The sequence below is a fragment of the Ensifer sp. 2TAB8 genome (genome assembly GCF_052115125.1).
In the GTDB taxonomy this organism is placed as follows: Bacteria; Pseudomonadota; Alphaproteobacteria; order Rhizobiales; family Rhizobiaceae; genus Ensifer.
In genome coordinates this window covers 240,167-263,508 of sequence record NZ_JBFRGB010000012.1, presented here as the reverse complement: position 1 = coordinate 263,508, position 23,342 = coordinate 240,167, and the positions used below count along the sequence as shown (strand labels likewise).

The following is a 23,342-nucleotide window of genomic DNA, read 5'->3' as shown; positions in this document are numbered from 1 at the left end:
CCGGCAGCAAACAGCACCGGCGCCTTGTAGCCGGCCAGCCATTCGACATGCGCCCGGTAACTGTCCGGCGCGAAACGGCCCTCGGCATCGAAATGCGTCACCGGGAAGGAAAGGAGGCCTGAGCCAAGCGCGGCCTTGATCTGTTCGGGTGTCATGACTGTGTTCCTCTATGAATGATGATCTGTATTAAGCGAGATATCTGACTCATGTCAACAGTCATCATACAAGTCATAATACAAGTTAGCACTTAACGCGCCAACCACCCGCCATCGACATTCAACACGGCGCCATGAATGTAGTTTGCCGCCGCTGAAGACAAAAAGACGGCCGCGCCGGCAATATCCTCGGATCGACCCCAGCGGCCGGCCGGAATCCGCTCGAGGATCGCCTTGCTGCGCTCGGCATCAGCCCTCAACGCCTCGGTGTTGTTGGTCTCGATGTAACCGGGCGCGACAGCATTGACGTTGATGCCCTTTGCCGCCCACTCATTGGCAAGGAGCTTCGTGATGCCCACCACGCCATGCTTGGCGGCGGTATAGGAGGGAACGCGAATCCCCCCCTGGAAGGAGAGCAGCGAGGCGATGTTGACCACCTTGCCGGGGGCGCTCTTCAGGAGCAGCTCTCTGGCGAAGGCCTGCGTCGTGAAGAACAACGCCTTCAGGTTCACATCCATCACCGCATCCCAGTCGGCTTCGGAAAATTCGACCGCATCCGCGCGACGGATGATACCGGCATTGTTGACGAGAATGTCGAACCCGGCACCGGCGAAGGCCCCGGCCGCCGCCATGGGATCGGCGAAATCGAGTGCCAGCGCACTCGCCTTTCCTCCCGCCGCCTCAATCAGCGCGAGCGTTTCGTCTGGCGCCCTGCGAGCGGCACAGACGACCTCGGCTCCGGCTTGCGCCAGACCGACCGCAATGGCCTGACCGAGCCCGGTGTTGGACCCCGTTACAAGAGCCTTATGCCCTTCAAGAGAAAAGGGATTTTTCATCGCAGATCCGCCGGTTGAATGAAATCCATGTCCGTGTAGTCGACATTGTCGCCGGCCATCGCCCAAATGAACGTATAGGAGCCGATCCCCGCACCCGAATGGATGGACCACGGCGGCGAGATGGCGCCTTGCTCGTTGGCGATGAAGAGATGCCTCGTCTCCTGCGGCTCGCCCATGAGGTGGAGCACCCGAGATTTCTCGTCCATGCCGAAATAGAGATAGGCCTCCATTCGGCGATCATGCACGTGGGAGGGGATCGTATTCCAAACGGACCCGTCTTCGAGCGTCGTGTAGCCGAGCACAAGCTGGCAGCTTTCCATCACGAGCGGGTGGATGAACTGATTGATGGTGCGCTTGTTCGAGGTCTCGACCGCACCAAGCTTGACCTCCTTGCTTTCGGCGAGCGTCACGAGCCGCGCCGGCAGGCTGCGGTGCGCAGGACTGGACACGATGTAGAACCGCCCGCCCCCGGCGAACGTCACTGCGCCAGAGCCTGCCCCGAGATAGAGCACATCGCCACGGTTGAGCGTGTAGGTCTCGTTGCCAGCCGTCACTGTGCCGACCTCGCCGATGTTTACGATGCCCATTTCGCGCCGGTCGAGGAAGGACGGCGTCTTCGTTTCCTCGACCCGATCGAGCGTGAGCGCCGCACCGTCAGGAACGGCGCCGCCCATAACGAAGCGGTCATAGTGCGTGTAGATCAACCGGATCTCGCCGGGACGGAACATGTCCTGCGCCAGGAAATGTCTGCGCAGCCCCTCCGTATCGAGCGCTCGCGCGTAATCCGGATTGACGGCCTGCCTGGTTTCAACGGTCAGCATTCGGTCCTCCTTGAGGTATTGCGGACAAGACATAATACATGTTAGTTCCTATTGTATGATAAGCTGTTCAAGGTCAAGACCCGAATGAAGCGCTCCTGTGATCAGGTCGCCGCCAGCGAACTCGGTCGCGCGGGCGGGACACTTCACATCTGGGCGGACTCGGTTGGGCAGCGAACGACAATCCGAGACCTGGCGCGCCAAATCTCGACTGGCGCCACCTGCTGCCGACATTTCCACGGCGCGCGCTCAAGGCGGCGCCCTCGCGAACAATCCCATCTTCAAGGAGTGGCTATGACCTTTACCCTTCACGGCAAACATCTGGTTGCGGGCGAGCGGATCGCGACCGAGCAGACCTTCAGAAGCGAGCCGGCGCATGGCCCCGCTTTCAACTTCTCCGTCGGCACGACGGATCTGGTGGACAGGGCGACAAAGGCCGCCGAGGAAGCCTTCTGGTCCTACGGCTACTCCAGCCGGGACGAGCGCGCCGCCTTCCTCGAAACCATCGCCGATGAGATCGAAGCCCGCGCCGCGGCAATCACCGAGATCGGAAGCTCGGAAACCGGCTTGCCAACCGCTCGCCTCGAAGGCGAGCGGGGACGAACCACTGGCCAGCTCCGACTTTTTGCCGCCCATATCCGCAAGGGCGAGTATCTCGACAAGCGCCACGATCAGGCGCTGCCGGACCGAAAACCCTTGCCACGGCCCGATATCCGGCTGCTGCAGCGGCCGATCGGCCCGGTCGCGGTGTTCGGTGCCTCCAACTTCCCGCTGGCCTTCTCGACGATGGGCGGCGATACCGCATCGGCTCTTGCCGCCGGTTGCCCGGTCGTCGTGAAGGGCCATTCAGCCCACCCGGGAACGAGCGAAGTGATTGCAGAGGCGGCGGATGCGGCGATCAGGAAACATGGCCTTCACCCCGGCGTATTCTCGCTTATCCAGGGCGGCCGTCGCGACGTGGGGACAGCTCTCGTGACGCACTCCCTCATCAAGGCGGTCGGTTTTACCGGTTCGCTCGCGGGTGGCCGCGCGCTTTTCGACCTATGCGCCCAGCGCCCGGAACCGATTCCCTTCTTCGGTGAACTGGGCTCGGTCAACCCGATGTTCATCCTGCCCGAAGCCAGCAAGGCCCGCGGCAAAGATGTTGCCAAGGGTTGGGCAAGCTCGCTGACGATGGGTGCCGGACAATTCTGTACCAATCCAGGCATTGCCGTGATCGCATCAGAACAAGCGCCTGCCTTTGCGGAAAGTGCACGCGCAGCACTCTCGCAAGTCGGCCCGCAGGTGATGCTGACGGATGGAATTGCCACGGCCTATCGCGATGGGCGCGACCGTATCTCTTCAGGGCACGGTGTTCGCGACGTCTTTACGTCCAGCTGCGATCTGCGCAACGCCACGCCTAACCTCTTCCTCGTCTCGGCGCAGGACTGGCTCGCCAATCATGCGCTGTCGGAAGAAGTGTTCGGCCCGCTCGGCCTTATCGTTACGGTCGAGAACGTGGAAGAGCTGACCGCCGTCGCCAGGAGCTTCGACGGGCAGCTGACCGCAACACTTCATCTCGACGAAGGCGACACCGATCTTGCGCGCCGGCTGATGCCGATCCTCGAGCGCAAGGCCGGTCGCCTTCTGGTGAACGGCTTTCCGACGGGCGTCGAAGTCTGCGATGCCATGGTTCATGGCGGGCCCTACCCTGCCTCCACGAACTTCGGCGCGACCTCGGTCGGGACCATGGCCATCCGCAGGTTTTTGAGACCCGTGTCCTATCAGAACGTCCCTGATGCGCTCCTGCCCTCCGATCTGTCGTCGATCTGAGGACCGCTCGCCAGCCTTCTTTGACGAATCCGGGATGGGGGTGGCAGCGCCGTCGCATCCCGGATTCTGCGGCGGTCATCGATGCAAACGAGGCTAGACGCGATGGAACCGAACCCAGAATGAAAAAATGGCGCACAGCCGTACGCGATGGAGTGAAGACGGCAGGACACGCTGTCGTTCGATGCTGTGGAGCCTGCGCCAGCGCAGGTTGAGAGTGCCGCCCTTGCATTCGAACAGATAACGGCTAACATGCCAGACAGGTTTAGGCATGTTGGGGCAGAAATGGAAGCCGTTAACACTATGGAGCGTGGCACGTCGCTTGCGGCAAAAATCAGCGCCGCACTGCGTCGCGATCTGGCGGAAGGCGTGTTCCGCCCCGGCGACAGGCTTCCGAGCGAAAGCGCTCTGACGCGCGAGTATTCCGTCAGCCGCACCGTCGTTCGGGAAGCGATCGCTATCCTTCGCGCCGACGGCTTGGTCGAAGCGCGCAAGGGCGCCGGCATCTTTGCCCTGGAGACAAAGCCGGAAAAGAACCAACCTTTCAACGATTTGAAGACGGAGCGGATTTCGTCCGTCATCGAACTTCTCGAACTTCGAACCGTCTTTGAGGTCGAATCGGCGGGGCTGGCAGCCGCACGCCGTTCTCCCGCCCAGATCGAGACGATCCTGGAGGCCCACCATCGTGTCGGCGAGTGCCTGGCAACCGGCAGTCCCACGCGCGATGCGGATTTCGAACTCCACCTGGCGATTGCAGAAGCCACGCAAAACCGCCGCTTTCCGGAGTTTCTCCAACTGATCCGCACCGGAATCATTCCGCGCGGAGAACTGCAGGGATCTGCGCCGGGCTCGCGCCCGAAGGACTATAACCTCCACCTTCAGGAGGAGCATGGTCAGATTGTTGAGGCGATCATCGAGGGCAATGCCGAAGCGGCGCGCGAGCGCATGCGCGCTCATCTGAGGGGAAGCCTTGAGCGATACAACGCACTCTTGCGTTCCCGCACCATGACGCCCGACGCGATTTAACGCACGCCCATAGTTGTCATACAGGAAGAAGAACATGTATGGTGATGTTGTTATACATCATCTGCGAGGTCTGCATGACTCTTCCCATTTTCCCCACGGTTTCAACCGACACAGGCGTCACCCGCCAGGTCCTTTCGGATTCGCCTGAACTCATGGTCGTCTCGTTTCGCTTCGAAAACGGTGCGAAAGGCAAGCTCCATCGACACCCGCACGTGCAGTCGACCTATGTGGCGCGCGGAAAATTCCGCTTCTTTCGCAATGGTCAGGCCTATGAACTGAAGGCTGGCGACAGCCTTGTAATCCCCGGAAACACCGAGCACGGCTGCGAGTGCCTGGAGGAAGGTGAGCTCATCGACTGCTTTACCCCCCGCAGAGACGACTTCCTCTCGGTCGGGTCTGCTTGACACCCAGCATAACCTGTGACAGGTTCATCGAAAGTTGTCATACAGGATAGGAGCCTGTAGCGCCTCACCTCAGGCGACTGACAAACGGAGGAACCATGTCAATTCGTCGCTTACGCTTCCACGGTGTGGCCGGGCAGGTCGGGACCATTGCGGTCACGTTGCTCGGCCTGCTTCTCCTGACCTTCTTTATCGGCCGCCTCATGCCGGCCGATCCGGTCCGCGCCATCGTCGGAGAGGACGCGACCCGCGAAACCTACGAGCAGGTGTACCACTCGCTTGGACTTGATCGTCCGCTCTGGGAACAGTTCGCCTACTATCTTGGCGACGTCTTCACCGGGAACTTCGGAACCTCCATCCGCACGGGCCAACCGGTCATTCAGGATATCCTGCACGTGATGCCGGCAACGATCGAGCTTGCGACCTTCGCAATCCTCATCGGCGCAGGGCTCGGTGTTCCGCTCGGGGTGCTTGCTGCCGTCAACAAGGATCGCTGGCCGGACCATGTGGTGCGCGTCTTCAGCCTGTTCGGGCATTCCATGCCAATCTTCTGGACCGGCATGATCGCGCTGATCGTCTTTTATGCCTATCTCGGCCTCGTCGGTGGCAGCGGACGAATGGACCAGTTCTACATAGGCCTTGTGGATGAACGGACCGGCTTTCTCCTGATCGACAGCCTGATTGCCGGCGAAATGGATGTGTTCTGGTCGGCCGTCAACCACATCATCCTGCCGGCGTCGCTGCTTGGCTACTCCTCGTCCGCCTATATCACCCGCATGACCCGCAGCTTCATGCTGGATCAGCTTGGTCAGGAATATGTCACGACGGCGCGCGTCAAAGGCCTTTCTCGCAGCCAGACGATCTGGCAGCACGCCTTCATCAACATTCGGGTGCAACTGGTCACCATCATCGCGCTTGCCTATGGCTCGCTGCTCGAAGGCGCCGTGCTGATCGAGACGGTCTTCGCGTGGCCGGGCTTTGGCCAATATCTCACCAACAACCTCATTACCGGCGACATGAACGCCGTCATGACCTGCGTCCTGATCGTCGGCATCATCTTCATCGCGCTCAATCTTCTGTCCGACGTTCTCTACCGCATCTTCGACCCGAGGACACTCTGATGACCACCCAAGCTGAAACCGCGTTCCGCTTGCCGGCTCCGCTCCATGCACTCAAGAACATCGTGCGCTTCCTCTTGAAGAGCCCGACCTCGACCTTCGGTCTTGGGGTGCTGGTTCTTCTTGTCCTCGTCGCCACCTTCGCGCCGCTGATCGCCACGCATGATCCCTACGCCCAGGACCTCACAAATACGCTGCAGGCGCCGGGTCACGGGCATCTGTTCGGTACGGACGAGCTTGGCCGTGACATTTTCAGCCGGCTGGTCTGGGGCTCGCGCATCACCCTCACGATCATCTTCCTCGTCTCGATCGTCGTTGGCCCCATCGGCCTCGTCATCGGCACGACCGCCGGCTACCTCGGCGGCAAGGTCGATACAGTGATGATGCGCATCACGGATATCTTCCTGTCCTTCCCGAGCCTCATCCTCTCGCTCGCCTTCGTCGCGGCGCTCGGCCCAAGCCTGAACAACGCCATTATCGCGATTGCGCTCACCTCCTGGCCGCCGATCGCGCGCCTCGCGCGCGCAGAGGCGATGACGTTTCGGAAAGCCGATTACATCTCCGCGGCAAGGCTCCAGGGCGCATCGGCCACGCGCATCATCGTCAAGTCGATCATGCCGATGTGCCTGCCCTCGGTGCTCATTCGCCTGACACTGAACATGGCGACCGTCATTCTGACGGCTGCCGGTCTCGGCTTCCTGGGGCTGGGCGCCCAGCCGCCGCTGCCGGAATGGGGCGCGATGATCGCGACCGGCCGCAAGTACATGTTGGACAGCTGGTGGCTCGTCACCTTCCCCGGCGTCGCCATTCTCTCGGTCAGTCTCGCATTCAACCTTCTCGGCGACGGGCTGCGCGATGCGCTCGATCCGAAGCAGATGAACCGGAGGTAGACCGATGAGCCAAGACATTCTCGAGGTCGAAAACCTCCGCATCCGCTATGGCGGCGCAGCAACCGAAGCAGTGCGCGGCGTCTCCTTCACCCTCGGGCGCGAACGCCTCGGTATCGTCGGCGAATCCGGCTCCGGCAAGTCGACGGTCGGACGCGCCCTGCTGCGACTACTGCCAGGTGCCACGATCACCGCCGACAAGCTGCGCTTTGCCGAGCTCGATCTGACGGCGCTCTCGGAAAAGGAGCTGCTCAAGGTGCGCGGCCGGCGCATGTCCATGATCCTGCAGGATCCGAAGTTCTCGTTGAACCCCATTCGCCGGGTCGGCGACCAGGTGGCCGAAACCTATCTGCGGCACTTCAGGTGCAGCAAAGCGGAAGCCCGTCAAAAGGCGCTCGCCATGCTGGCGGCGGTGAAGATCCGCGATCCGGAACGCGTCTATGATCAGTATCCGCACGAGATATCCGGCGGCATGGGGCAACGCGTGATGATCGCGATGATGCTGCTTGCCGATCCGGAGCTCGTCATTGCTGACGAACCGACCTCGGCGCTCGACGTCACGGTGCGGTTGCAGGTGTTGAACATTCTCGATGGCCTCGTGCGGGATCGTGGCATCGGGCTGATCATGATCAGTCACGATTTGAATCTCGTGCGCAATTTCTGCGACCGCGTTCTGATCATGTATGCCGGCCGTATCGTCGAAACGCTGGCCGCCCGGGACCTCGACAAGGCACAACATCCCTATACGCGCGGCCTGCTGGCAGCCCAGCCGCGGATCGGCGGCCCGCGGGCACCGCTCAGCGTGCTCGATCGCCGTCCCGAATGGCTGGAGGAGAAAGCCTGATGTCCGTCTCAGTCGAAGCTCGCGATGTCTCCATCACTTTCGGGAGCGGCCCCACGGCGGCCAAAGTCTTGCCAAGCGTCACCTTCTCCGTGGCGCCGGGCGAATGTTTCGGCCTCGTCGGCGAAAGCGGATCGGGCAAGTCCACGGTGCTGCGTTGCATCTCGATGTTGACCGACATCTGGACCGGAGACGTGCTCATCGGTGGACGGTCGGTGCGCGACATGCCGTTGATCGAGCGCTGCCGCACGCTGCAGATGGTCTTCCAGGATCCCTACGGCTCGCTGCATCCGCGCCAATCGGTCCGCACGGTGCTGAACGAGCCACTCGTCATCCACAGGCTCGGAGATCGAGAGCAGCGCATGCGCAAGGCAATCACGGATGTGGGCCTCCCGGTCTCCTTCCTCGATCGCTTTCCGCACCAGCTCTCCGGCGGGCAGCGGCAGCGAGTTGCGATCGCACGTGCGCTGATCCTCGAGCCTTCCCTGCTGCTCCTCGACGAGCCGACGTCTGCGCTCGATGTTTCCGTGCAGGCGGAAATCCTCAACCTGCTTCAGCGCCTGCGGGAAGAGCGTGGCTTCACCTACATCATGGTGACGCATGATCTGGCGGTGGTGGACCATATGTGCGACCGCTTTGCCGTGATGCTGCGCGGCGAGATCACCGAAGTGCTGCCGCGCGAAGCCATCCCCGGCAACCAGGCAACGCACGCCTATGCGCGCGAACTCATCGGCGCCTCGCTCGAATACGAAGGTTCGCACTGACCGCGCCTCTCGCGCGAAACAGGCGAAAGTCCTCCTCCCCAACTCGCCCGGCCCAGCGCCGGGCTTTTTGTTGTCCTGCCGGGCCTGCTGTCGCTGGCGGGTAGAGATACAGGGCCGCAATATTCCACTGACGCGAGGCGCACGCCGCAAGCCCTTTCTCCTCCGGCAGCGCGGGAGCCTGAGCTGCAACCGAGCCGAGCTACCGTTTCCTGCGCTTGAACAGCGACGCCAGCGTCCAAAGGCTTCGACGACGTCTGATGTGCAACAGCGGGCAGAACTGGAGCGGGATGCTTCGGCGCCCGCATGGCAGCGAATGCGCCCCTGCCGATCGCCTGCGACAATCGCATTGGCCAGCGCTTCGCAACGGCGCAAAAAAGGAAGAAGGCGCATGCTGCCATGCGCCTTCTTCGCTTCATTCACTTTGTATGCGCGGCAGCTATTACCGCTCCTTGGTCACACCCTCGAAGCGCGAGAGCCAGGGGCTCACGATCATGCCTTTCACGTCGCTTCGGTACGCGGCCGTGTCGACCACTTCCGAGAACGGCTGGATCGACATGACGATCTCGTCCATGTACTGCTGCACGCCCTCATAGAGCTTGGCCTGCTTGGCTGCATCGCGCTCGACCAGTGCTTCCTCGATCATCTTGTTCAGCTTCTCGTCGTAGAAGCTGGTGCGCCAGCTCTGATAGTTGGTCAGCTTTGCATCGTCCGAATTGTCGGGGTTGTAGGCGATGGACCGCAGATTGTTGTCCGGATGCGGCTGCTGGCCGCCGCCGCCGCGCCCCAGCAGGAGCTCGAAGTTTCGCTCGCGCATCGCGCCATAGATCTGATCGCCCGAACCACTGATGAGTTCCGCCTGGATGCCGGCCTGGGCAAGCGTGTTCTGAATGGCCGTCGCCGCCTTCATAAAGGGATCTTCGGACAGGACGCGCAGTGTCGTCTTGAAGCCGTCCGGGTAGCCTGCCTCGGCAAGCAGTGCCTTTGCCTTCGCCACGTCCAACTTGTAGCCCTCGTCCGGCAACGCGCCGAGAACGCCTGACGACAGGGGTCGCTGATGCAGCTTGCCGTAATAGGGCATGACTGCCTTATCGAGACCGTCATAGTCGATCAGGTAGCGCAGTGCCTCGCGCACCTTCTTGTTGGCAAAGCGCTCGTCCTTCATCGAGACGCTGAGATAGTAGAACCCAGAACCCGGCGTCGATGCGATGGCAATAGCCTCGTCGGCTTCGAGCGACTTCAGGTCCGGCGCTTGCAGCGAGTAGGCGACATCGATGTCGCCCTTTTCCAGAAGCAGCCGTTGCGACTGGGATTCAGGCAGGTGGCGCATCAGCACCCGCTTCATTGCAGCCTTTTCACCCCAGTAGTCGTCGTTGCGCGTAAGGATGATGTATTCGTTCGATTTCCACTGCGTGAGCGTGAAAGGACCGGAACCGGCGGAATTGAGGGTCAGCCATGCGGCACCGAGGTCGCCGTCCTTCTCGTTCTCGAGCACCGTCTTGCTGTCGAAGATGGAGCCGGGGCCATTCTGGGCCAGGATCATCAGCATCAGGTTCGGGTCGTCGGGTTTCGGCAGATTGAGGACGAAGGTGTGGTCGTCTTCGGCGACGAATGCCTTGTCGGCCGCCTCAAGCGTGAAGCCGCGTGTCTTGAGGAAGGACGACTGAGCGAGGTTACGCGCAAGCAGGCGCTTCAAGCTCCAGGCGATATCCTGCGCCGTTACGGGATTGCCGGACGCAAACTTGGCATCGCTGCGCAGGTGAAAGCGGATCGACTGGCGGTCCTCGGAAACCTCCCAGCGTTCGGCGAGGCGCGGCTGCACGCTGCGGTCCTTCGGCGAAAGAACGACCAGCGTGTCGTAGATGTTGTTCAGAACCTGTACGGTCTCGCGGCCGGTGATGGCGGCGGGATCGAGCGTCAGGATGTTGCTCATCGTCGTTGCGACGACGAGTTGATCATCCGGTGTTTCGGCGAGAACGCCGTGCGGCGTCGAGGCGATGAGAAGCGCGCCGAACGCGACCGTTGCGAGAAAGCGTTTCATATTTCCTCCTATTGCGGCCGCCCACGCGGGAGTTCGGCCTTCCGGTTATAAGTTCCGCCCCGCCTGTTCCTCCACAGACATAGGGACAGATCAGCCAAGAATTTCGGCAACGGGCGCGGCGAGCGCCCGACCGACCGCAGCTGTCGCAGCGGATTCGAGATGCACTCCATCGATCTCCGAGGCACGCGCGACGGAGCCGGCATCAAAGAATGCGTGTCCGAGTTCGCTCGCCAGCTTGCGGTAGAGCGGAGAAAGCCGCTCGGACTCCGCAATGCTGCGCCCGGCCGCCGGGCGCCCGCCCGGACCGGCGGAACAGGGTGGCGGAGCGACGATCAGCAGTTTCGGCCGGGCGCCAGCCGGCTTGTAGGGAAACGTATCGACGATCTGCGCCAGCCGGCGCATACCGGAAACGGCCCCTTCCGCCCGCCCTCCATGCACGGGCTTTATGTCATTGGTGCCGAGCATCACGATGACGAGGTCGAGCGGCATGTGACTTGCAAGCGCCACCTGCAGCGCCTTGGCCCCATTGCGGCACGCCGGTCCGGCATGGTCGTCGTAGCAGGTCGTGCGGCCACCAAGCCCTTCGGGGATGACCTTTGCTGCGCCTTCGAGTTCCCGGGCAAGCACCTCGGGCCAGCGACCTTCCGGCGGATGGCGCAAGCCGGTCTCTGGATCTGCGCCCCACGTCAGGCTGTCACCAAAAGCGAGAATGGTCTTCACGGGCAGATCCCTCGCTCGTCACCGGACGCGGTGATTTTCGATGAACTCGAAGTCGATGTCCTCGCCGAGACCCGGACGGTCCGGCACATGCACAAAGCCTTCTCGATCCATCGGGTCGGATAGCGACTTCAGGTAATCGTGCCCGTCATCATATTCGAGGAACGGGTGGAGCAGTCCACGCTCGTACCAGCGGCAGTTTTTCGTTGCCGCGACTACATGCAGGTTCATCGCGGTATTGCCGTGAACCTCGCACTCCATCCCGAAGGCCTCGGCAAGGTGCATGGTTTTCAGCGCCGGCGTGATACCGCCAACGTCGTTTACGCCGGTCCGCAGGATGTCGCAGGCACCCGCCTTGATCCATTCGGCACGGTGCCAGTGCTTGCCGCCCGCGCTTTCCGGGCCAATGACGGGGATGTCCAGATTGTCGGCCAGCCACTTGTAGGAAGACAGCGACTGCTCGTCCATCGGCTCCTCGATCCAATCGAAGCCGAGCTTTTCCAGGCCGCGCCCAAGCTCGAGCGCATCCGTGCGCGAATACCAATGAAAGGCATCGATCATCAGTCGGATATTCGGCCCGACGGCCTCGCGAACGGCCGCGCAGGCCTTGATGTCCATCTTCACGTCCGGCGCCCAGCTGACGGGGGGCATCCAGGTGTGCAGCTTGATGCCCTTGTAGCCGCGTTTGACGAGCGCTTCTGCAAAGCGACCGTAGTCTTCAGGTGTCGCGAGGCCACCCTCCAGTTCATCGCCGCACATGATGGAGCCATAGGCGAGCACCTTGTCGCGGTAGCCCCCGACCAACTTGTATACAGGTTGCTTCAAAGTCCGCCCGGCAAGGTCCCAGAGGGCGCAATCGACCACGGCGAGCGTGCGATCCGTGAGCTGCGCGGCCGAACCACGCTGCCAATGGGCGAGATCCTGCCACAGCCGCTCGCGATCCCGGTGATCCTGGCCAATCAGGACCTTCTTGACAAACTTCTCGATGACATGCGGCCGCACAATCTCCGGCGCCGTAAAGGAATGGCCTTCATGACCGTCTTCCGTGCGGACGGTCAGCATTGCCTGCTCGACCTGGTGTGGCGGGCCTGGATGCGCGTGACCAGCACTGTCCGAATGGCGGCGAGTGGTCGTGCGGAAAACCCGCACTTCGACGTCGGTGATGATCATTAGTCCTCCGGTATGCGAAAGGGGGCGGCTCGGCCGCGCCAACTTGTCTAACGTAGATTAGACAGATACCAGCCAACTTGTCAAACATGTACGACAACTTTTGAAAAATGCCTGATAGGCATCCTTGTTTCCACAGTCCCTCAACGCCAGGATCAGCTTCAGGTGAACGAACAGTTCCGGCCAAACGAGGCGGGCGGGTGCCACATAGCCCGCGAACTGAGCGCGCTCGAAACCCGCCCACGGCAATCGCGCTGATCAATGAAGCGACCATCGTCGTTCTCTATCGAGGGCTGGGGGAGACTGTGGCATCCGACAAGGGCGAGATATGGCGATCATCGGACGCCAAGGTCCGCATTCGCAACTCCTGTCCGCCCCGCCTGACGGTTTTCAGTTGCTCGCTGCGCGACCTCGGCATTGCACTTGCCGATTCCTTGCTCGCCGCCATGCCGGCCCGACGCCTACCCGGCGAGATCGGCACGGCTCCTCTGGCCCATGGCACGCATCCCGGGCAAGAACGATTGATCAAGGCACATGGCCGCGCTTGGCTGCTTCGGCCTCGGACCTCAGAACGGCGAAAGCCGCCTGTTATGGGTGAACGGCCGTATTGGCAGCTTCCCGGAAGGAAACAAGTTTCTGGTGCCTGTCATCCCAAAGGACGAGCCTGACGCACTGCAAGCTATCCCAGATAGTGATGCGGCCGATATCCGCGAGTTGCGGATGGTCGCGCAGAACCTCCGGCAATCTGTAGTAGGGGATCCGGCTGGAAAGATGATGCACGTGATGAATGCCGATATTGCCGGTCAGCCATCGCAGCACCAGCGGCAGGTCATAATGGGAAGCACCGTGCAGAGCTGCCCGCGGGAAGTGCCAATCCTCACCGGCAGACCAGTGCGTCTCTTCAAACTGGTGCTGCACATAAAAGAGCCAGATGCCGGCCGCACCCGACAAGAGCACGATCGGCAGGTGGATCAAGAGGAAGGGCGCCAGCCCGATCGCCCATGCCATCACGGCGGCGCAGATCACGATCGCGAGGTTCGTCGCCATGGTGGAGACCCAGGGTAGTGTACCTCCGTTCATCATCCCGAAGGGCAAGCGCTGCTTGAGCAGGAAGAGCCAGGCAGGGCCGATGCCGAACATGACCAGCGGATGCCGGTACAGGCGATAGCCCAGGCGCCTCATGGGTGAAAGTGCGCGGTATTCCGAGATCGTGAGCGTGGTGATATCGCCGATGCCCCGCTCGTCCAGATTGCCAGCCGAGGCATGATGAATGGCGTGCGCCCGGCGCCAGTAATCGTAAGGCGTCAACGTCAGCACGCCGATCACACGTCCTGTCCAGTCGTCGAGCCCGCGACGAGCAAAGAACGAACCGTGTCCGCAGTCGTGCTGGATCATGAAGAGCCGAAGAAGGAAGGCCGCGGCCGGAATGATTGCGATCAGCCCGTACCAGAACTCGTGAACGAGGGAGAAATAGGCGATGCCCCATAAGCCGACGAACGGGACGATTGTGACGAGAAGCTCCAGGGCGCTGCGCCCAATACGGGGCTGACGGTACTTCGCAAGGATCTTCAACCATGCACCGGCATTATCTTCGGCAAGTGAGGCCGGTGGATAGACATGTGTGTTCATCAAATCTGGTCCGTATATCCCTCGCCCCGCAACAAATTGCCAGGCCTGTGGCTTGCGCTGGAATTTCAGGCGCAATGGCTGAAAGTGTCAGGCCGGGTGAGACTTGCGCGTCGCATAACCGCGATTGCGCTCGGCCTCATCGGCCAAGGCGCGCAAACCGCGTTCGGCAACTCAGTCTGCCGGGCCCTGGCTTCCGTCCCCTGCTCGGCTCCGGCTGCCACGATGGCCTCTGCGGCTGCTGCCGAGTAGGCTTGTTTTCGTCTGCCGTCAACGCTTCGCGTTCGACTCTCCGCATCTACCGACCACCGCAGCGATGCCTCCTCCGGCGCCCGTACCTTCAAGTCAAGGTGCGGCAGCGTTCTCTACGCGTCCCGAAGCAGGCGATTTAGGGTAAGCCAACGGTAGCCGTGGAGCGCACGTCGTCTTTTAGAGATCACACCAATCAGGCGCTTGAGGCGATTGAAAACGGGCAGAGGGAGCACCTTAACTTCGCACATGTCGCGCGCCCCAGTATCAGCCTCTTCCTCCAAGCAATATTTGACATCCTTGATATCGCGGACCTTTGCACCGCTGCCCGACGAACGTTCGAAGGAAACGGAAGCGCTTTCAAGCGATATCCCCATTTGCTCGGAAGTCCCCGCGCCAATCCATGGCTGGTAGGAGAGGTTCGCCGTACTGGCTACCAGGTTCGCCCGCGTCGACCAGAGGGACTGGGGGTCACCCCGCAGATGATCGACGCTCGACGAGTTCGAGGCCAGCCTGACCTCGCTAGCGCTTTGAGTTTCCGGGTCGATGTCCGGGAGCCGTTCACGCGTCTTGACGTAGGAGGCCATGAGATAGGGCTCGTCATGTCCATCCAAGCGGGCACGACCCATATACTGCACGCGAACGGAGGCGGTGCCGCGATGTTTCAGGTCCAGCATATTCGCTGCCTTGCTGGAAACATCGATGATGCGACCCTGACGATAGGGACCCCGATCATTGACGCGCAGGATGAGCGAGAAGCCGTTTTCGAGATTGGTTACGCGGACATAACTGGGCAAGGGAAGGGTCGGATAAGCAGCAGAGAGGCGATCCGGGTTGTAAACTTCGTTGTTGGCGGTCCGACGCCCCTTGAACGCCGCGCCGTACCAGGAAGCCTTTCCCTTCTTGTCGTAGCTCGGGTCTTCCTTCGGATAGTAGCGCGTGCCTCTCACAACATAGGGATTGCCGACGGTATAGCGGCCGCCACCCTTGCGAATGTGCTTGCTCCGGCTGGCCCGCGGGCTCGGTCTCAGTCCGTATGCCTTCTCGGCAACATGTCTTTCGCTGTGCTCGTCGTTCGGGGCTTTGGGGGTCGTACAGGTGGCGCACCATGCGCACGCGATCGCGATCACCAGGCATCGCGCGCCGTTGACGGCCTCACCGACATCGATAACCATCTTGCCAACACTGACGACGGCGTTCCGCGCATCAGCAATGTACCGCGACACACACGCTCATGCTGACCGCGCGCTCGAACTCTTCTGTAGATTGGGTCGAGAGACAGGTGGAAAGACAACTGAGGCATGCGTCGGAGCACTGCCAAATCCGGGGTCGCGCCATTCATTCGCTCCATCCATGACAACAATTGTCAAATCGGCCTGATGGCAAGAAGTTCCCTGGATGCACGCGAATTTGCGGCGTCCGGCCAACACTCCCCTTGCAAGGCCGGAACCGGGCGTCGGGCGCTGAACGTTACTCGCTCTGACGGAAATTGCGGACGCGATCGAAAAGGACCGCGAGGATCGTTGCGCTGCCGATGAACGTACCCTGCCAGAAGGCGTTGATGCCGAGAAGCCCAAGGCTGTTGCGGATGACCTCGATCAGTGCGGCGCCGACGAGTGCGCCGAAGGCCGTGCCTGCGCCGCCGGCGAGATTCCCGCCTCCGATAACGGCGGCGGCGATGACCTGAAGCTCCATGCCGGCGCCGATGTTGGTTGTCACCGCTCCGAGCCAGCCCGTCTGAATGATGCCGGCGATGCCGGCCGACAGCGCCGAGATCATGTAGACGCAGACCTTGATGGGCCGCACAGGCAGGCCCGTGGCAATGGCCGCCTTTTCGTTGCCGCCGATGGCGTAAATATATCGGCCGATCCGCGTCCAGCGCAGGACGAAGCCGGTCAGGAGCGCGAGGACGATCATGTAGATCACCGGGTTGGCAATGCCGAAGACCGACCCGCCGCCAAGCGCCAGCAGCTTGGCGTGGTCGGGGCCGAACTCGAAGACCACCGTATTGTTGGAGGCGACCATCGCCAGGCTCCGGGCAACCGAAAGCATGCCGAGCGTCACGACAAAGGGCGGAAAACCGAGATAGGCAATGAGGATGCCATTGAACGCGCCGATCACCAGCGCCGTTGCGACGGAGACCGTAATGCCCGTCTCGATGCCGTATCCCGCGTGCATCGTGACCGCGAGCACCATGCTGCACAGGCAGAGTACCGAGCCTACCGAGAGGTCGATGCCACCGGTAATGATGACGAGCGTCATGCCCAGCGCGATGATTGCGACGAAAGTGACGTTGCGGGTGATGTTGTAAAGGTTCTTCGCCGTCGCAAAACTGTCGGTGGCGAAGGACAGGAAGACACAAGCGAGGATGACTGCAACCAGAACCCAGAAGGTCTGGCTGGCCAGGATCGTTCCTGCAAGCGTGCGCTGCCTGTGGGCGATCGTCTCGTGCAGCGTCGTTGCCATCTTTCCCTCGAGTTCCTCCGGCACGGAAGGTCCAGTTCGCTTTTGCTTATCCGCCCTCGATCGCGCCGGTAATCAACCCCGTAACCTCCTCCGGTGAGGTCTCCACGATCGGTTTATCGGCCACTTTCCGGCCGCGGCGCATGACGATGACGCGGTCGGCGACATCGAAAACGTCGGGCATGCGATGACTGATGAGGACAACCAGAATGCCGCGATCGCGCAGTTGCCGGATCAGATGCAGCACTTCGGCAACCTGGCGCACGGAAATTGCCGCGGTCGGCTCGTCCATCAGCACGATTTTCGCCTCAGAGATCATCGTGCGCGCGATCGCCACCGCCTGCCGCTGCCCGCCCGACATCTGTCGCACAAGATCGCGGGCCCTGGTCTCGGAGCGGAGTTCCCTGAAGATCTCGCCGGCACGCCGGTACATTGCCTTGTAGTCCAGCACGCGCAAGGGGCCGATGCCGCGCCTCAGTTCGCGACCGAGGAAGACATTCGCCGCTGCGGAGAGGTTGTCACAAAGGGCCAGATCCTGGTGCACGATCTCGATGCCGAACTGCCTTGCCTCGACCGGGCGATGCAGGACGATATCGCTGCCGTTGAGGCGCATGCTGCCGTGGCTCGGGCGGTAGTTTCCTGCAATCATCTTGACCAGCGTCGACTTGCCGGCGCCGTTGTCGCCCATCAGGCCGACAACCTGGCCTGCCTCCAACGACAGCGAAATGTCGTTCACTGCCTGTATGGCCCCGAAATGCTTGGAAATATTGCTGAGCTCTAGCAGCACGACAAGCCTTCCAGACTCCCAAAGGCGCACCCATTCGCCTTCGCAAAGGCGCGCCGCGGCATGTCCGCCTCCTCATTAATGAGCGGATGCTTATTTACGCAAATCGCCATGAATGCGTCAATGATCTCTCGTCCGACAAACCTGTTTTGTATGACAATTAAATATTGACGAAAGACGCCCTCGGTATATTAGTTAATGCTGGGAGATAAGCATGCTTATCCTTGTCACCGGCGCAACGGGCAAGGTCGGGCGGCACCTCATATCCACGCTGCTTGACCGACCGCGTTTTTCGCAAGCGCGCATTCGCGCGCTCTGCCACAAACGCGTGCTCGATCCGACCCAGCGGCTCAGCATCATCCGCGGCTCCATCGCCGACCGTGCGGTCGCAGAAGCCGCGATTTCCGGCGTAAGCCACGTCGTGCATCTTGCGACCTGCAAGGAAACACCCGACGACGTGATGGATGTGACCGTAAAGGGTCTCTTCTGGCTGCTCGAAGCGTTCAGGGCGAGCCCGGCGGCCCGCCAGTTCATCCTGATCGGCGGCGACGCCGCAGTCGGCCATTTCTTCTATCCTCATGACGGACCGATAACCGAGGCGACCCCGCACCGCGCCTATCCGGGCTGCTACGCACTCTCCAAAGTGCTCGAGGAGGTAATCGTCGAGCAATACGCCATCCAATACGGGATGAACCTCTGCTGCCTGCGAGCGCCGTGGATCATGGAAAAGGACGACTTCAAGTACTCCCTCTCCTTCGCAGACGACGTCTTCGGCGGACCCGACTGGAAGACGTTCTTTCCGCCCGACGAGGCCAGGCGGCACGCAGAGGCCGGAACAGTACCTTTGCTGCGCGATTTCAATCGAAGGCCGCTCAAGCGAAACTTCATCCACGTCAGCGACCTCGTCTCGGCAATTCTCAGCGCGATCGACAATCCGCGCGCAGAGGGCCAGCGTTTCAACATCGCGATGAACCGCCCGGTCGACTACGGCGAGGTCGCAAGCTATCTCAAGCGCACGCGTGGCCTGCCGTCTGTCGATGTTCCAAGCCATTTCCACTCGAACTGGTTGGACAACAGCAAGGCAAGATACCTGCTGGACTGGCAGCCAGAATACGATCTCGAAAAGCTTATCGACCAGGCCTGGCAATACGAGCGTCCACCAAGTGATCCTCGCATCGTCTGGTATCCGGGTTGATTTGTGCCGCGGACAGAGGGTGTCCGCTTGTTTCAACGGGAGGAAAAAATGAGGAAAGCATTGGTGCTTGCAGTCGCGGCGCTCGCGCTGGCCACCGGCACCGCCGGCGCCCAGGAGAAGAAGCAGCTCGTCATTGTCGTCAAGGGCCTCGACAATCCATTCTTCGAGGCAATCAATCAAGGCTGCCAGAAGTGGAACAAGGAAAACACGAGCTCGGAATATGAGTGCTTCTATACCGGCCCCGCGTCGACCTCCGACGAAGCCGGCGAGGCGCAGATCGTCCAGGACATGCTCGGCAAGCCCAGCACGGCTGCGATCGCGATTTCGCCATCCAACGCCAAGCTGATTGCCCAGACGCTGAAGACCGCCAACCCCACGGTCCCGGTCATGACGCTTGATGCCGACCTCGCCAAGGAGGACGCGGGCCTGCGCAAGACCTATCTAGGCACGGACAACTACATGATGGGATCGCGGATCGCCGAGTACATCAAGAAGGCCAAGCCGAAAGGCGGCAAGATCTGCACGATCGAGGGTAACCCTGGTGCCGACAACATTCTCAGGCGCGCCCAGGGCATGCGTGACGTGCTTACCGGAAAAGAGGGACTGACCGAACTCAAGGGTGAAGGCGGCTGGACGGAGGTCGCGGGTTGCCCTGTCTTTACCAATGACGACGGCGCCAAGGGCGTGCAGGCGATGACGGACATCCTCGCGGCCAATCCCGACCTCGACGCCTTCGGGATCATGGGCGGCTGGCCGCTCTTCGGTGCGCCACAACCCTATCGCGACCTGTTCAAACCGATGGCAGACAAGATCGCGAAGAATGAATTCGTCATCGGCGCAGCGGACACGATCGGCGACGAAGTGGCAATTGCCAAGGAAGGTCTCGTAACTGCGCTTGTCGGCCAGCGCCCATTCGAAATGGGCTACAAGGCGCCATCGGTCATGATGGACCTGATCGCTGGCAAACCGGTGGAGGACCCGGTCTTCACCGGCCTCGATGAATGCACGAAGGACACGGCGGACACCTGCATCCAGAAATAGGCCTGCACCGGGGCGCCCCTTTCGGGCGCCCCGGCCCGCCTTCTGCTGCAACGGGAGGCAGCGCGCGTTTTTGCTGGCTAGCCGCGTCCGGCTGCAACGACCTCGCTTGGCAGTTCCCCTTGGCGAACTATCATCGATGGATGACCATTCACCAATGTTGCAGGACCTGGAGGGCATAATGACGAAGCGGATCATCTTCACCGGAGGCAGCGGCAAGGCCGGCCGCCATGTCGTGCAGTACCTCGTCGAGCAAGGTCATCAGGTGCTCAACCTCGATACCAAACCACTCGACAACCCGAAGGTGCGCACCCTGATCACCGACATCACGGATAGCGGTCAGGTGTTCAACGCGCTCTCAAGTTACACGGGCCTGCACGAATTCGACCCGTCGCTCGCAGCGCAACCAATCGACGCGGTGGTCCACTTCGCCGCGATCCCGCGCATCCTGATCGCGCCCGACAATGAACTCTTTCGCGTCAATGCCATGGGCACCTACAACGTCATCGAGGCGGCGGTGAAACTAGGCATCCGCAAGATCGTCATCGCATCGAGCGAGACGACCTACGGCCTCGTCTTCGCCAATGAGCCACGAATGCCGCGCTATTTTCCACTCGACGAGGACTATGACGTCGACCCGATGGATAGCTACGCACTCTCCAAGGTCGTCAATGAAAAGACCGCACGCGCCTTTGCCCTCAGAAGCGGCGCCGACATCTATGCCTTGCGCATCGGCAACGTCATCGAGCCCAACGAGTACCACCTCTTCCCCGGCTGGTTCGCCGATCCGGGTTTTCGCAAGCGCATCGCCTGGAGCTACATCGACGCGCGAGATCTCGGCCAGATCACGCTGCGCGCCATAGACACGGCTGGCCTCGGTTTCCAGGTCTTCAATGCCGCGAATGATGATACGTCTTCGGACATTCCGACGCAGGAACTGATCGACTGCTTCTACCAGGGCGTTCCGGTCAAGGGACAGCTCGGCGAATACGAGACGCTGCTATCCAATCGCAAAGCGCGAGCGATGCTCGGCTTTCGCCCGCAGCACAGCTGGCGGAAATATGTTGACGACAAGTGACGCAACACCCGGATGAGCGGCGCAGATTGCGAGAAAATAGGGAAATGACTGAACAACGATCAGGAAAGGGCTCCGCTGGGCCGGCTACTGCGGAGGCAGTACGCGCGATCCGACGCCTCGACGCGCCGCGCATATCGGCGCCCAGCGTCCACATGTCGCTTGCCGATGACATCGGGCTCAGGATCGTGCGTGGCGACTATCCGCCCGGAACGATCCTGCCGAACGAGGCTCAATGGACGGAAATCTTCAACGTCAGCCGAACCGCCGTCAGGGAAGCGATCAAGATACTGATGGCCAAGGGGCTGCTCGCCTCGCGTCCGAAAATCGGCAGCTGGGTAGAACCGAAGGAGCGTTGGAACCTGCTCGACCGCGACGTCCTCAGCTGGTACGCGCTGTCGCCGGACCGCCTCCGGTTCCTCAAGACCGTACAGGAATTTCGCCACATCATAGAGCCGGAAGCGACGGCGCTCGCCGCGGCCCGCCGCAGCGGCGAGCAGATGGCCGAAATCAGCGCGGCATTGAAAGACATGGGACAGGCGACGACGCTGCAGGTCCGAACCCAGGCGGACACCCGCTTTCACCTTGCAATCCTGCGCGCTTCCGGAAACGATCTCTTGGTACCGCTAGGGGCACTGATCGAATCCGCGCTGAACCATCTCTTCCTGCTGGTAACCCGGGACGACAGCAGTTCCGTTCACGCACTTAAGCTCCACGAGAACATCGAGAAGAGCATTCGCCTCCGACGGCCGAACGCAGCCCGCCATGCCGTGCAGCGACTGTTGGCCAACACCGATGAGCTCATTGCGCATTCAGAGCGCAACGCGTGATCTCGGTCATGCGACCTGGCACTTGGTCGCACCTTTGCTTGTGTGGAAGCAGCACCCAGTCGACGCGATAGCCGCTGGTCACATCGCCGGTCCGGGTGTGTAATAGCTACCCGATCCGGGAGGATCCCATGAGGAGCGAGTTCGAAAAGCGCCAGCTTGCCGTCAGTCGTCGTGAATTCCTCGCGGTTGTTGCCATTGCATCCGGCGGAACGGGTCTGGTGCCGCGACCAACGGCGTCGTCTGCCGTCGCACCCCATGATGATCCCAATGTGCGGGTAGACGCGACCAAGATCGACAATGGTGCCGGCGGATTGGCGAGCTACCTTGCTCTGCCTGCAGCACCGGGCCAGGTTGCCAGTCTCATCGTTGCCCATGACGCACTTGGCCTGACGCCGCATTTCGAGGGTGTCGCGCGACGACTGGCAGCCGAAGGCTTCGCCGCGCTGGCGCCCGACTTTGCGTCACGCTACGGGGGAACGCCTGCGGAGCCGGGACCCGCGCATGAGGTTGTGGGAATGACGACCTGGGACGAGTGGCTTGGAGATACGCGCGCAGCCTTCGGTTGGCTGACAAACCAGCCTCATAGCAACGGTAAAGTCGCCGCGATCGGATTTGGCCTCGGAGGGAGCGCGCTTGGCCGGATCGTCTTCGAGTTGACGGATCTCACCAGCGCCGTCCTTTTCTACGGCCGCGCTCCGCCGCCGGAGAACGTGAGAAGGATCGACACTCGGCTTCTGCTCAACTACGCGGCGGACGATCCGCTCGTGAACCCGCAGGTCGGTGCGTTCAAGAAGGCCCTTACCGAGGCAAACATCGATTATCGGGCATTTTCATACGAAGGCGCCAAGCACGGCTTCGAGGATGACACGGCTCCTGGTGCGTACTCTCCGGAAGCCGCTGAACTCGCCTGGGCGCGAACCATCGAATTCTTGAAACGCACCACCGCCTAGCACGCGGGCAATCACGCAGAGTGCTCCCTCTCAATCGCACGAAGCTTCGTCCGCGCCGCCTCGCGGCGACGGCATCCAACTTTTCACCACCAAGATCGGTCTGAAACCGCAAGCGAGCCAGCCCGTCACCGAACCCATTCGTTCAAACTCCTCCCCCTTTAGTTCGGCAACATATATATTATAATGCACTTATATACAGTGGAGGCCGCACATGAAAAACACAGGAATCACAATGAATGCGGAATTCCAGGGAAGCGATGTGAGTGTGCTTTCGAGTGACCCGCTTATGGGGACATTCGAGCTCACATCGTCCACAGGCGGAAACATTGAAGTCTTGCTGGATCGCTATAGCGCGGAAGCATTGCTCTCGGCGCTTGAGCAATTCCTCGCCCATGGCGACGAGACAGCGCAGGCTCCGTGGTTGCAGTAACCGACGCTGAACACACCGAGAGGCGGAGGAAGGTTAACCTCCGATACTCATCGAACGGTGTGATGGCGCCTTGAGTACGCACGTGGTCTTTAGTCCACGCGGACCGGCCCACATCAACCGCGGGC

22 protein-coding genes and 1 pseudogene are annotated in these 23,342 nt (G+C 61.4%); 13 read left to right on the top strand and 10 right to left on the bottom strand.

From position 1 onward, the window contains the following. From AB4Z53_RS21005 to kduI, 3 genes and pseudogenes are all read right to left on the bottom strand, one after another. Positions 1-155, bottom strand: a pseudogene (locus AB4Z53_RS21005) (5-dehydro-4-deoxyglucarate dehydratase); the annotation flags it as partial. A 92-nt stretch (positions 156-247) separates the two neighbouring features. Next, entirely contained in the window at positions 248-991 is a 744-nt protein-coding gene (gene kduD, locus AB4Z53_RS21000; RefSeq protein WP_441597554.1) for a 2-dehydro-3-deoxy-D-gluconate 5-dehydrogenase KduD, read from the bottom strand. Further along, complete coding sequence (kduI, locus tag AB4Z53_RS20995) at positions 988-1,812, bottom strand: 5-dehydro-4-deoxy-D-glucuronate isomerase (RefSeq protein ID WP_441597553.1); 825 nt, start codon at positions 1,810-1,812, stop codon at positions 988-990. The genes kduD and kduI overlap by 4 nt, the downstream gene beginning before the upstream one ends. Positions 1,813-2,103: 291 nt before the next feature. Here kduI and AB4Z53_RS20990 point away from each other — a divergent pair, with 291 nt between their 5' ends. The 7 genes from AB4Z53_RS20990 to AB4Z53_RS20960 all read left to right on the top strand — a co-directional run bounded on the left by AB4Z53_RS20990 (position 2,104) and on the right by AB4Z53_RS20960 (position 8,655). Then, entirely contained in the window at positions 2,104-3,621 is a 1,518-nt protein-coding gene (locus AB4Z53_RS20990) for an aldehyde dehydrogenase (NADP(+)) (protein WP_441597552.1), read from the top strand. Between the two features lie 282 nt (positions 3,622-3,903). Next, positions 3,904-4,644, top strand: a complete 741-nt coding sequence (locus AB4Z53_RS20985) for a FadR/GntR family transcriptional regulator (RefSeq protein WP_113537069.1) — start codon at positions 3,904-3,906, stop codon at positions 4,642-4,644. Between the two features lie 74 nt (positions 4,645-4,718). Beyond that, positions 4,719-5,048, top strand: coding sequence for a cupin domain-containing protein (locus AB4Z53_RS20980; protein ID WP_441597551.1), 330 nt, complete (start codon positions 4,719-4,721; stop codon positions 5,046-5,048). A gap of 95 nt (positions 5,049-5,143) precedes the next feature. Further along, entirely contained in the window at positions 5,144-6,166 is a 1,023-nt protein-coding gene (locus AB4Z53_RS20975; protein WP_441597550.1) for an ABC transporter permease, read from the top strand. Continuing rightward, positions 6,166-7,053 carry an ABC transporter permease gene (locus AB4Z53_RS20970; RefSeq protein ID WP_113537067.1) on the top strand — a complete coding sequence of 296 codons (888 nt, stop codon included), beginning with the start codon at positions 6,166-6,168 and terminating at the stop codon, positions 7,051-7,053. Before AB4Z53_RS20975 ends, AB4Z53_RS20970 begins: the two co-directional genes overlap by 1 nt. A gap of 4 nt (positions 7,054-7,057) precedes the next feature. Next, on the top strand, positions 7,058-7,894 hold the full coding sequence (locus tag AB4Z53_RS20965) for an ABC transporter ATP-binding protein (RefSeq protein ID WP_113537066.1): 837 nt from the start codon (positions 7,058-7,060) through the stop codon (positions 7,892-7,894). Next, positions 7,894-8,655 carry an ABC transporter ATP-binding protein gene (locus tag AB4Z53_RS20960; protein WP_113537065.1) on the top strand — a complete coding sequence of 254 codons (762 nt, stop codon included), beginning with the start codon at positions 7,894-7,896 and terminating at the stop codon, positions 8,653-8,655. The genes AB4Z53_RS20965 and AB4Z53_RS20960 overlap by 1 nt, the downstream gene beginning before the upstream one ends. Before the next feature lie 439 nt (positions 8,656-9,094). Here AB4Z53_RS20960 and AB4Z53_RS20955 read toward each other — a convergent pair whose 3' ends face one another. The 7 genes from AB4Z53_RS20955 to AB4Z53_RS20925 form a co-directional block, all read right to left on the bottom strand. Continuing rightward, positions 9,095-10,693, bottom strand: coding sequence for an ABC transporter substrate-binding protein (locus AB4Z53_RS20955; protein ID WP_113537064.1), 1,599 nt, complete (start codon positions 10,691-10,693; stop codon positions 9,095-9,097). A 90-nt stretch (positions 10,694-10,783) separates the two neighbouring features. Then, entirely contained in the window at positions 10,784-11,413 is a 630-nt protein-coding gene (locus AB4Z53_RS20950; protein WP_113537063.1) for an SGNH/GDSL hydrolase family protein, read from the bottom strand. Between the two features lie 18 nt (positions 11,414-11,431). Continuing rightward, a complete protein-coding gene (locus tag AB4Z53_RS20945) occupies positions 11,432-12,580 on the bottom strand; it encodes a mandelate racemase family protein (RefSeq protein ID WP_113537062.1) in 1,149 nt (382 codons plus the stop codon). Between the two features lie 585 nt (positions 12,581-13,165). Next, positions 13,166-14,206 carry a fatty acid desaturase family protein gene (locus tag AB4Z53_RS20940; RefSeq protein ID WP_113537061.1) on the bottom strand — a complete coding sequence of 347 codons (1,041 nt, stop codon included), beginning with the start codon at positions 14,204-14,206 and terminating at the stop codon, positions 13,166-13,168. A 362-nt stretch (positions 14,207-14,568) separates the two neighbouring features. Then, entirely contained in the window at positions 14,569-15,678 is a 1,110-nt protein-coding gene (locus tag AB4Z53_RS20935; protein WP_441597549.1) for a septal ring lytic transglycosylase RlpA family protein, read from the bottom strand. Between the two features lie 244 nt (positions 15,679-15,922). After that, on the bottom strand, positions 15,923-16,918 hold the full coding sequence (locus AB4Z53_RS20930) for an ABC transporter permease (RefSeq protein WP_441597548.1): 996 nt from the start codon (positions 16,916-16,918) through the stop codon (positions 15,923-15,925). Between the two features lie 46 nt (positions 16,919-16,964). After that, positions 16,965-17,732, bottom strand: coding sequence for a sugar ABC transporter ATP-binding protein (locus tag AB4Z53_RS20925; RefSeq protein ID WP_113537059.1), 768 nt, complete (start codon positions 17,730-17,732; stop codon positions 16,965-16,967). 181 nt (positions 17,733-17,913) lie between these two features. Between AB4Z53_RS20925 and AB4Z53_RS20920 the strand changes: the two genes are divergently transcribed. From AB4Z53_RS20920 to AB4Z53_RS20895, 6 genes are all read left to right on the top strand, one after another. Continuing rightward, entirely contained in the window at positions 17,914-18,894 is a 981-nt protein-coding gene (locus AB4Z53_RS20920; protein WP_441597547.1) for an NAD-dependent epimerase/dehydratase family protein, read from the top strand. Between the two features lie 48 nt (positions 18,895-18,942). After that, entirely contained in the window at positions 18,943-19,935 is a 993-nt protein-coding gene (locus tag AB4Z53_RS20915; RefSeq protein WP_113537057.1) for a sugar-binding protein, read from the top strand. A 178-nt stretch (positions 19,936-20,113) separates the two neighbouring features. Further along, complete coding sequence (locus AB4Z53_RS20910; protein WP_441597546.1) at positions 20,114-21,010, top strand: NAD-dependent epimerase/dehydratase family protein; 897 nt, start codon at positions 20,114-20,116, stop codon at positions 21,008-21,010. A gap of 44 nt (positions 21,011-21,054) precedes the next feature. Further along, positions 21,055-21,837, top strand: a complete 783-nt coding sequence (locus AB4Z53_RS20905; protein ID WP_291149566.1) for a FadR/GntR family transcriptional regulator — start codon at positions 21,055-21,057, stop codon at positions 21,835-21,837. Between the two features lie 128 nt (positions 21,838-21,965). Next, positions 21,966-22,787 (top strand): dienelactone hydrolase family protein, encoded by an 822-nt coding sequence (locus tag AB4Z53_RS20900; protein WP_441597545.1) that lies wholly within the window; start codon positions 21,966-21,968, stop codon positions 22,785-22,787. Positions 22,788-22,998: 211 nt separating this feature from the next. Further along, positions 22,999-23,217, top strand: a complete 219-nt coding sequence (locus AB4Z53_RS20895) for a hypothetical protein (RefSeq protein ID WP_113537053.1) — start codon at positions 22,999-23,001, stop codon at positions 23,215-23,217. Positions 23,218-23,342 lie beyond the last annotated feature (125 nt).